The sequence below is a fragment of the Ruegeria sp. CDSA193 genome, from assembly GCF_059611885.1.
Window position 1 is genome coordinate 111,093 of the sequence record NZ_JBXWPN010000012.1, and the last position, 7,627, is coordinate 118,719.

The 7,627-nt window shown below is 56.1% G+C and carries 7 protein-coding genes; 6 read left to right on the forward strand and 1 reads right to left on the reverse strand.

Annotated features, from left to right (window positions below; genetic code table 11):
• The first annotated feature begins 2 nt into the window (after nucleotides 1–2).
• The 6 genes from AC2FLG_RS19580 to pdeM all read left to right on the forward strand — a co-directional run bounded on the left by AC2FLG_RS19580 (nucleotide 3) and on the right by pdeM (nucleotide 6,588).
• Nucleotides 3–584, forward strand: a complete 582-nt coding sequence (locus tag AC2FLG_RS19580; protein WP_185956705.1) for a tetratricopeptide repeat protein — start codon at nucleotides 3–5, stop codon at nucleotides 582–584.
• A gap of 29 nt (nucleotides 585–613) precedes the next feature.
• A complete protein-coding gene (locus AC2FLG_RS19585) occupies nucleotides 614–1,465 on the forward strand; it encodes a tetratricopeptide repeat protein (protein ID WP_496707630.1) in 852 nt (283 codons plus the stop codon).
• A gap of 3 nt (nucleotides 1,466–1,468) precedes the next feature.
• Complete coding sequence (locus AC2FLG_RS19590) at nucleotides 1,469–2,005, forward strand: prepilin peptidase (protein WP_142637956.1); 537 nt, start codon at nucleotides 1,469–1,471, stop codon at nucleotides 2,003–2,005.
• Nucleotides 2,006–2,123: 118 nt separating this feature from the next.
• Complete coding sequence (locus AC2FLG_RS19595; protein WP_142637954.1) at nucleotides 2,124–3,431, forward strand: DUF8689 domain-containing protein; 1,308 nt, start codon at nucleotides 2,124–2,126, stop codon at nucleotides 3,429–3,431.
• Between the two features lie 40 nt (nucleotides 3,432–3,471).
• Complete coding sequence (locus AC2FLG_RS19600; protein WP_496707631.1) at nucleotides 3,472–5,883, forward strand: ligase-associated DNA damage response DEXH box helicase; 2,412 nt, start codon at nucleotides 3,472–3,474, stop codon at nucleotides 5,881–5,883.
• 42 nt (nucleotides 5,884–5,925) lie between these two features.
• On the forward strand, nucleotides 5,926–6,588 hold the full coding sequence (gene pdeM, locus AC2FLG_RS19605; protein WP_496707633.1) for a ligase-associated DNA damage response endonuclease PdeM: 663 nt from the start codon (nucleotides 5,926–5,928) through the stop codon (nucleotides 6,586–6,588).
• Nucleotides 6,589–6,594: 6 nt separating this feature from the next.
• Here pdeM and AC2FLG_RS19610 read toward each other — a convergent pair whose 3' ends face one another.
• Nucleotides 6,595–7,338 (reverse strand): LytTR family DNA-binding domain-containing protein, encoded by a 744-nt coding sequence (locus tag AC2FLG_RS19610; RefSeq protein ID WP_496692901.1) that lies wholly within the window; start codon nucleotides 7,336–7,338, stop codon nucleotides 6,595–6,597.
• Nucleotides 7,339–7,627 lie beyond the last annotated feature (289 nt).

A 7,627-nucleotide genomic window follows, 5' to 3' on the forward strand; every position in this document is an offset into this window, starting at 1 on the left:
CTATGAAATTGAAACCCAGGTGCATCCAAACGGGGATACGCCGCGTGTTACAGGCCACCGTGGTTCTTGCCACGGTGGCTTCTTGCACGGAAACGGGGTCCTCTGGGGATCTGGATGCACCTGGCATTGATCGTAAAGCCCCGGCCGAGGATCAGATTGCAGTCGGCAACCGGCTGATGGCTTCGGGTGAATACGAGCTTGCGTTGGATGCCTTTATCCGCGCAGCGCTCAATCAGGGAATGACAACGCAGATCCTGACCTCGATGGGGACGGCAAATCTGGGCCTTCGGAGGCTAGGACAGGCGGAAACACTGCTGCGCCGTGCGGTTGAAGATGACCCCGAATGGTCTGTCGCCTGGAACAATCTGGGTGTGTTGCTGATGGAAATCGGAGAATATCCCGAGGCCGCTCAGGTCTTTCGCCGGGCCTATGCTCTCGATAATGGCGAAAGTGACGCAATCCGGGACAATCTGCGGTTAGCTCTCGCAAAAATGGAAAATACTGATAATAATACCCCTCAAGAACAAGAATACACACTGGAGCAGCAAGGCGACGGGCAATTCATGCTGCGCAAGCTCCCGTAACATAGGCAAGAGCAGTAAGGGACGCAAAAATGCGCCAACAATTCTTGATTCCGTCTATCGCAATCTGCGGGCTGATCCTCTCAGCCTGTGAAAAAGAGTCCGAAGAAGAAAAGGTCGAGCGTACATTTCAGGAAGTGAACGTCATTGACGAAACCAACCTGAACGACGTTCTTCTGTCGGCCGCCGACCCAAACGAAGCCGTTACCTATTTCCAGGGTGCCGCCGCCAAGAACCCGGGTCGTATAGACCTGCAACGTGGGCTGGCGATTTCACTGGCGCGCGCTAAACGGACGACCGAGGCAACCGCCGCCTGGAAAAAAGTCACCACGATGAGCGGTGCGACCAATGTAGACAAGGTCGAATACGCAGATTCTCTGGTACGTTCCGGGAACTGGTCACAGGCCAAATCGACATTGGATTCGATCCCGCCGACTTTTGAATCTTTCAAACGCTACCGCCTGGAAGCCGTCGTCGCGGATTCGCAAAAAGACTGGAAACGCGCGGATCATTTCTATGAAACCGCCGTGGGTCTGACGACCCGCCCCGGTGGTGTGATGAACAACTGGGGATACTCCAAGCTGACGCGCGGCCAGTACGACGAAGCCGAACGGTTATTCACCGAGGCCATTCGACAGGATAACTCTCTATTCACGGCAAAGAACAATCTGGTCCTCGCCCGGGCTGCACAGGGCAATTACAGCATGCCTGTCGTTCCCATGTCTCAGGTCGAACGCGCGATGTTGTTGAACACAATGGCCATCTCGGCGGTGAAACGCGGTGATGTGGCGACGGCCAAGAACCTGTTCCGCGAAGCGATCGCCACCCATCCGCAACATTACGACGAAGCCGTTCGATCCCTGCGCGCGCTTGAGGAAGCCTGATACATGCATATTCCAGCGGGTGCTGCGGCCTGGTTTTTGCCGTTCGTACTGCCGATCTGCTATTACGTGGCCTTCACCGACCTGCGTGACATGCTCATCAAGAATCACGCCGTAGTAGCACTGGCTTCGGTATTTGCGGTCATCGGTTTGTTTGTCCTGCCGCCCTGGTCGGATGGTTGGATTACCGGCCCGTTTTCTGTGTCCCTCCCACCCTATTTGTGGCAGCTGTTACATATAGTTGTAATGCTGGTCATCGGCATTCTGCTCAACGCAGCCGGCATTATGGGAGCCGGAGACGCAAAGTTCATAGCCGCGGCCTCAGCCTTTGTTTGGATGGGCGATTTCACATTGGTATTGTTGATCCTGATGTCGACCACCTTGGCGGCCTTTGTCACGCATCGATTGGCCAAACATACCGCCCTCAGAGCTATTGCCCCAGATTGGGAAAGCTGGCGTCGGGACAAACAATTTCCAATGGGTTTCGCGCTTGGTGCAACCCTGGCCATCTACCTGATACTTGGAACTGTTTACGGCTCGTAAACTATCATCAGTCCGCCTTGTCCCCGCCTTGGAACTGACACAAAGCCCGGCCAAATTTTCGTCAAAGGGCCCTTTTCAGGGCTATTGGCGTGAATACTGAATTAGACGGGCAACGCTCATGAATATGCAGACAACCTCGGTAATGGCCCCCCCTACCCCAAAGGGGTTGGGCGATATGCAGCTTCCTATTGTTATGATGCGGGATATCCTGCTGAAAACTATCTTTCGTAAAACCGTAGATACAGTTTCCGAAGTTGCCCAAGCGATCTGCTTGCCGGGTTCTGTCACACAGGAATTGATCGACCTTGCCCGCGAACAAAAGCTGCTGGAAGCAACCGGTACTTTGAACGCCAACAGCGGCAATGAGATGGGGTATCAACTGACCGATGCGGGCAAAGCGCGTGCATTGGATGCGCTGAGCCAGTCCGAATATTTCGGCGCCATGCCCGTCCCGTTGGATGTGTACCGCGAGCAGGTAAAACGCCAGTCGATCCGGAATATCCAGGTTTCCCGCGACCAGTTGACCGGGGCAATGGGCCATCTGGTTCTACCTGACAGCCTGCTGGACCACCTTGGACCCGCGGTCAGTGCAGGCCGATCAATCCTGATGTATGGACCTCCGGGTAATGGTAAATCCTCTATCTCGAACGGTATTCGGGATGCTTTGGGCGACAATGTCTATGTCCCATATGCCATCGAATACGCTGGTCAGGTGATCACGGTGTATGACCCGATTGTACACACAGCCATCGAACAAGAAGCAGATGATCCCAATAGCTTGCGCCGCCGCAAGCGGTTTGATTCGCGCTATGTCCAATGTGAAAGACCAACTGTTGTGACTGGCGGTGAACTGTCACTCAGCATGCTCGATCTGGTTTATAACCCTACGGCGCGGACCTATCAGGCCCCGCTGCAGCTGAAATCGACGGGCGGCATCTTTATCGTTGACGACCTTGGCCGTCAGCAGGAACCACCTCAGGCCCTGATCAACCGCTGGATTGTTCCACTGGAAGAGAACAAGGATATCCTTGGCCTGCAATCGGGTGAAAAATTCGAAGTGCCCTTTGACACGCTGGTCATCTTTTCGACCAACTTTCACCCCAACGAGATCTTTGACCAAGCCGCTTTGCGCCGGATCTTCTTCAAGATCAAGATTGACGGTCCGAACCAAGAGAACTTCCTGAAAATCTTTGCCATGGTGGCCCGCAAACGCGGGATGCCTCTGGACGAGGCCGCATTGGTCCATCTGCTAAAGGTCAAATACCCGACCATCGACAACATCTATGCGAACTATCAGCCGATATTCCTGATTGATCAGATGATCTCGATCTGCGAATTCGAGGGCATCCCCTATCAGATGAGCCCCGATCTAATTGAACGCGCTTGGGCCAACATGTTCGTCAAAGATGAGAAAATCGTCAAATAACCTAATGCCATTTCGCTGACGGGCCGGGTAATCTGCCTTTATGACGCAGATTCCCGCCCGGATTACTGACTGGTTTGAAGACAAAGGTTGGTCCATCCACCCGCATCAGCAGGACATGTACGACCGGGCCCTTGAACCGGCGACGTTGCTGATAGCCCCCACCGGCGGGGGCAAGACAATGGCCGGATTTCTGCCCACGCTGGCCGATCTGGCAAAGCGGGACCATGATGGCCTGCATACAATCTACGTCTCCCCACTCAAGGCGCTGGCGGCAGATATCCGGCGAAACCTGCGTGGCCCAGCCGAGGAAATGGGCCTGGCCGTCCGGATTGAGGACCGCACCGGAGATACCTCAGCCACACAGAAAAAGCGTCAGCGGGTTGACCCACCGCAGATCCTTTTGACCACACCTGAAAGCCTGGCCCTGCTGACCTCTTACGAAGACGCCGGGCGGATGTTTCAGGGCGTGCAACGGGTGGTTGTCGATGAAATCCACGCCCTGGCCGAGAGCAAGCGTGGCGACCAGCTGATGCTGGCGCTGGCCCGTCTGCAGGGGCTCTGCCCGGACCTGCGCAGGGTGGGCCTGTCTGCAACGGTCGAAGACCCCAATGCGATTGCCCGATTTCTGGCACGTCACCCTGATCCCTGCCGGATCGTTGAGGCCGATCCTGGGCCTGACCCCGATATCCAAATGTTGGAAACGCCGGAAATGCCTCCGTGGTCGGGCGGTGGAGCGGCCTATTCCATCCCTGCCGTTCTGGACCAGATCCGGAAGCATAAGACGACGCTTATCTTTCACAACACCCGCGCACAGGCCGAGATTTTCTTTCACAACCTCTGGCTTGCCAACGAAGACGGGCTGCCGATTGGCATTCATCACGGCAGTCTGGACAGGCAGCAACGCGAACGTGTCGAGGCCGCAATGGTTCGCGGTGAGCTGCGCGCAATCGTCTGCACAGGCAGTCTGGATCTTGGTATTGATTGGGGCGATGTCGACCTGGTCATTCAGATCGGGGCGCCCAAAAACGTCAAAAGGCTGGTTCAGCGCATCGGGCGCGCAAATCACAGATACAACGCCCCCTCCAAAGCATTGTTAGTGCCCGCAAACCGCTTCGAAGTTGTGGAATGCATAGCGGCACTTGAGGCTGTGAAAGCTCATGATCTGGACGGTGATCCCCGCGGCGCAGGTCCACGCGATGTGTTGTGTCAACATATCCTGATTGCCGCAGCATCCGGGCCATTCTTGGCCGATGACCTGTTCCGGCAAATGACCGCAGCGGGCCCCTATGCCGGGTTGACCCGAGCAGAGTTCGACGCCTGTTTGGACTTTTGTGCAACCGGGGGCTATGCGCTGCGCGCCTATGATCGGTGGCAAAGGCTGCAGCTACGGCCAGATGGTCAATGGCAGCTACGTGACCCCCGTGCTGCGCAGCGTATCCGCATGAACCTTGGCACGATTCAGGACACCGATACGTTGAAAGTCCGCCTGAAACGCAATCGAGGGGGCAAACCTCTGGGAGAGGTCGAAGAAGCCTTTGCTGCCTCGCTGACCCACGGAGATACCTTTCTGATCGGCGGCCAGATCGTGCGCTATGAGGGATTGCGCGAGATGACGGTCGAAGTCAGCCGCCGAGCGGATAAGAAGCCCAAGATCGCAACGTTTTCAGGCACCAAATTTGCGACCTCGACGCAGCTGAGCGACCGTATCCTGCGGCTGTTTGCACAGCCCGATTGGCCCCAGTTACCCGCGCATACCGCGGATTGGCTGGCGTTGCAGCGCGATATCTCGCGCCTGCCTCAACGTGACAGGTTACTGATCGAAAGTTTCCCCAACGATGGGCGCGAAAACCTGTGTGTCTACGGTTTTGCGGGTCGCAATGCGCAGCAGACACTGGGGCTGTTGCTGACCAAACGAATGGAGGAAACCGGCCTGGCACCGCTGGGCTTTGTTGCCACCGACTATGCAACCTTGATCTGGGGGTTGGACGCGGTGATAGACCCGCGTCCGCTATTTCAGCCCGACGAGCTGCGCAACGGCTTGGAAACCTGGCTGGCGGGCAATGCCGTAATGAAGCGCACCTTTCGTGCCTCGGCCACGATTGCAGGGCTGATCGAACGGAGCATGGCCGGTCAGCGCAAAAGTGGTCGGCAGGCCACGTTTTCCTCAGATATCCTCTACGATACTTTGCTGAAATACGATCCCGATCACCTGTTAATGCAGATCACCCGAGAAGAGGCCATGCGCGGTCTCGTCGATTTCGGGCGGATCGAGGCACTGATCGAGCGGATCGGGGGACGTATAGATCTGATGCGATTGGATCGGGTTTCACCTCTGGCTGCACCACTGTTTCTTGAGGTTGGCAAGGTACCCGTCAAAGGTGCTGCTGAAGAACGCCTGCTGGCGGAAGAAAGCGCGCGCCTATTGCAAGAGGCTGGGCTGAAATCCTGCTAAAGCCTCTTGCGCGCGGTGGCGGAACGTCGCAAAGAACGTAACATGAACGAAGTTTCGATCTGTTTAGCCGGGCAAAATCTGCTGGCGCTTGGGTCTGGTGCCATTTGGTGGCCCGACAAAAGCGTGCTTTGCGTGTCCGATCTGCATCTGGGTAAATCCGAGCGTTTGGCGCGCCGGGGCGGCACGACATTACCCCCCTATGACAGCCAGGACACCCTGGCCCGATTGGCCGCAGATATCGAGCTCACGCAGCCTGACATCGTTATTTGCCTTGGGGATAGTTTTGATGATCTTGATGCCCTAAACGCCTTGAGTGTGCCCGACAGGCTGCAGATTACGGCGATGCAGGCCGGTCGCCGCTGGGTCTGGATCGAAGGAAACCATGACCCCGGCCCGGTAGATCTGGGCGGAAGCCATCTGGCCGAATATGCGGTTGACCCTCTGGTCTTTCGTCATATTGCGCAACCCAAGGGCAAGGCTGAGGTTTCGGGACACTACCACCCCAAGGCGCGCGTGCGGGTTCGCGGTCGTTCCATCACCCGCCCCGCCTTCCTGATGGATCAGGCGCGTCTGATCCTGCCTGCCTATGGGACTTATACTGGTGGGCTCTTTAGCTCGGATCACGTTCTGGACGCCTTGATGAGCGATCAGGCAATGGCGATCTTGACAGGGAAAGTCCCGCAAATGATCCCAATGCCCAGATAGGGCGTCTCAGATCAGGCCATCTTCTTCTAGGAACGGACGGTATTTCCTGCTGACCGGAACAAGCTCGTCGTTCTTCAGGCGCAACATGGTCTTGCCACCCTTACGTTCGACCCCAGCAATGGCGTCATCGACAACCCAATGCGATCGGTGCGTGCAATGGCCCGGTATAGGTTCCATTTCCTCTATGGCGTCGGTAAAACGCGACCGGATCGTAAACGTGCCCTCAGAAGTCACCACATCCACATAGTGGTCTTGGACCGTCAGGCGATAGACCCGACCCTGAAAGGATCCCGGCAACCGCTTGTACATGCGCGGCAGCGGAATTTCAGCATATTCGGATTGAGGTTTCGATGCCTCACGCCGCACCAGGATCAAGCCGACCGACAGCAAGGCGCCATAAGATGTTACGGATAACATATCCGGGCACGGCAGCCCGTTGGCCGAAAACAGCAACCAGACCATCAACCAAAGGCTTGGAACGAAAAGGACGAAAACCAAAGATATCAGCACAAGGTCGCGCCCAGAAAACTCGGTCTCAGCGAACAACCTGCGCAACAGTCTTCTTGCGACGCAGGTCACCCCTAGCGCCAGCCCCATCACCCCGATCCAGAAGGCCAAGCGCCAAGGAAAGGTTACTTCGATGGCCTGAAATGGTTGGAATACGAAGGACAATAGCAGAAGGAAAACCAGCCCGGCAATCAACCGGTACCCTACTATTTCGGCGAAAACTGGGCGCAGTTTCGTGAACATAAACACTCGACAACAACTCTCCGGGTCCAGCCAATACTACCGGGGACTTGCCATATTACAACGTAACCGGCTGGAATAGAAAGTTTATCACCAATACAGGCACATTCAATGCCCGTAATCTCACACTTAGTTTACATATTAACAAATTTTAGGCCGGGGAGTACCCCGGCCCTGAAAATCTACATGCACGACTGTCCGCTATGGGTCACACAGTCAGGCCTTCTGGTTCTGGGAGTTTGTTTGCGCGGCATGCGGCGGTCAGGGTGTTGGCCAGCAGGCATGCGATTGT

Excerpts from the sequence above, each read along its gene's own strand:
- AC2FLG_RS19580 (WP_185956705.1), top strand. The coding sequence starts at position 3 with ATGAAATTGAAACCCAGGTGCATCCAAACGGGGATACGCCGCGTGTTA.
- AC2FLG_RS19585 (WP_496707630.1), top strand. The coding sequence starts at position 614 with ATGCGCCAACAATTCTTGATTCCGTCTATCGCAATCTGCGGGCTGATC.
- AC2FLG_RS19590 (WP_142637956.1), top strand. The coding sequence starts at position 1,469 with ATGCATATTCCAGCGGGTGCTGCGGCCTGGTTTTTGCCGTTCGTACTG.
- AC2FLG_RS19595 (WP_142637954.1), top strand. The coding sequence starts at position 2,124 with ATGAATATGCAGACAACCTCGGTAATGGCCCCCCCTACCCCAAAGGGG.
- AC2FLG_RS19600 (WP_496707631.1), top strand. The coding sequence starts at position 3,472 with ATGACGCAGATTCCCGCCCGGATTACTGACTGGTTTGAAGACAAAGGT.
- pdeM (WP_496707633.1), top strand. The coding sequence starts at position 5,926 with ATGAACGAAGTTTCGATCTGTTTAGCCGGGCAAAATCTGCTGGCGCTT.
- AC2FLG_RS19610 (WP_496692901.1), bottom strand. The coding sequence starts at position 7,338 with ATGTTCACGAAACTGCGCCCAGTTTTCGCCGAAATAGTAGGGTACCGG.